Annotated in this window: 2 protein-coding genes; both read left to right on the top strand. The window is 66.9% G+C overall.

The features are described from left to right. A partial coding sequence (locus ACIA6B_RS32535; RefSeq protein ID WP_396779326.1) for an ABC transporter ATP-binding protein occupies window positions 1-609 on the top strand: 609 nt, incomplete at its 5' end. After that, window positions 602-1,209: ATP-binding cassette domain-containing protein (locus ACIA6B_RS32530; protein WP_396779324.1), on the top strand; the 608-nt coding region annotated here is incomplete at its 3' end. The genes ACIA6B_RS32535 and ACIA6B_RS32530, both read left to right, overlap by 8 nt.

The following is a 1,209-nucleotide window of genomic DNA, read 5'->3' as shown; positions in this document are numbered from 1 at the left end:
CGTTCGGATGCCAAGAAGCGTGCGATCGAGATGCTCGACCAGGTGAAGATCCCCAACGCCAAGGGTCGGTTCAGCAACTATCCGCACCAGTTCTCCGGTGGGATGCGGCAGCGGGCCATGATCGCGATGTCGATCGCGCTGGACCCGGAGGTGTTGATCGCCGACGAGCCGACCACCGCGCTGGACGTGACCGTGCAGGCCCAGATCATGGACCTGCTCGGGGAACTTCAGCGGGAGCGGCAGATGGGCATGATCCTGATCACCCACGACCTCGGTGTGGTCGCCGACGTCGCGGACCGGATCGCGGTCATGTACGCCGGGCGGATCGTCGAGGAAGCCAACGTCTACGAGCTGTACGCCAAGCCGGCGCACCCGTACACGCTCGGCCTGCTCAACTCGATCCCGCGGATGGACGAGAAGGGGCAGGAGCTGCGGACCATCAAGGGGCTCCCGCCGAACCTGATGAACATCCCGCCGGGCTGCGCCTTCAACCCGCGCTGCCCGATGGCGCAGCCGGTGTGCCGGGAGAAGGTTCCGCCGCTGCTGCAACTGGGCCACGGCCGGGCCAGCGCCTGCCACTTCGCCGAGGAGCTCGTGAACCGTGACTGAGAACATCATCGAGGTTCGTGACCTGGTCAAGCACTACCCCGTGACCCAGGGTGTGGTGTTCAAGAAGACCATCGGTCACGTCAAGGCGGTCGACGGCGTCTCCTTCGACCTGAAGGCCGGCGAGACGCTCGGCGTGGTCGGCGAGTCCGGCTGCGGCAAGTCGACGCTCGCCCGGGTGCTGATGAACCTGGAGAAGCCGACCGCCGGCCAGGTGCTCTACAAGGGCCAGGACATCTCCAAGCTCTCCGGTGGCGCGCTGCGGCGGCTGCGCCGGCAGATCCAGCTGGTGATGCAGGACCCGTACACCTCGCTGAACCCCCGGATGACCGTCGGTGACCTGATCGGCGAGCCGTTCGAGATCCACCCCGAGGTGGCTCCGCGCGCCAGCCGACGCAACAAGGTCAAGGAACTGCTCGACCTGGTCGGCCTCAACCCGGAGCACATCAACCGGTACCCGCACCAGTTCTCCGGCGGTCAGCGCCAGCGCATCGGCATCGCCCGGGCGTTGGCGCTGCGGCCCGAGGTGATCGTCTGCGACGAGCCGGTGTCGGCCCTGGACGTGTCCATCCAGGCCCAGGTGATGAACCTGCTGGAGAAGCT

The sequence above is a fragment of the Micromonospora sp. NPDC051141 genome, from assembly GCF_044455765.1.
Taxonomy (GTDB): domain Bacteria; phylum Actinomycetota; class Actinomycetes; order Mycobacteriales; family Micromonosporaceae; genus Micromonospora.
The sequence above is the reverse complement of the archived record's forward strand: the minus strand, read 5'-3'. Positions and strand labels throughout refer to the sequence as shown.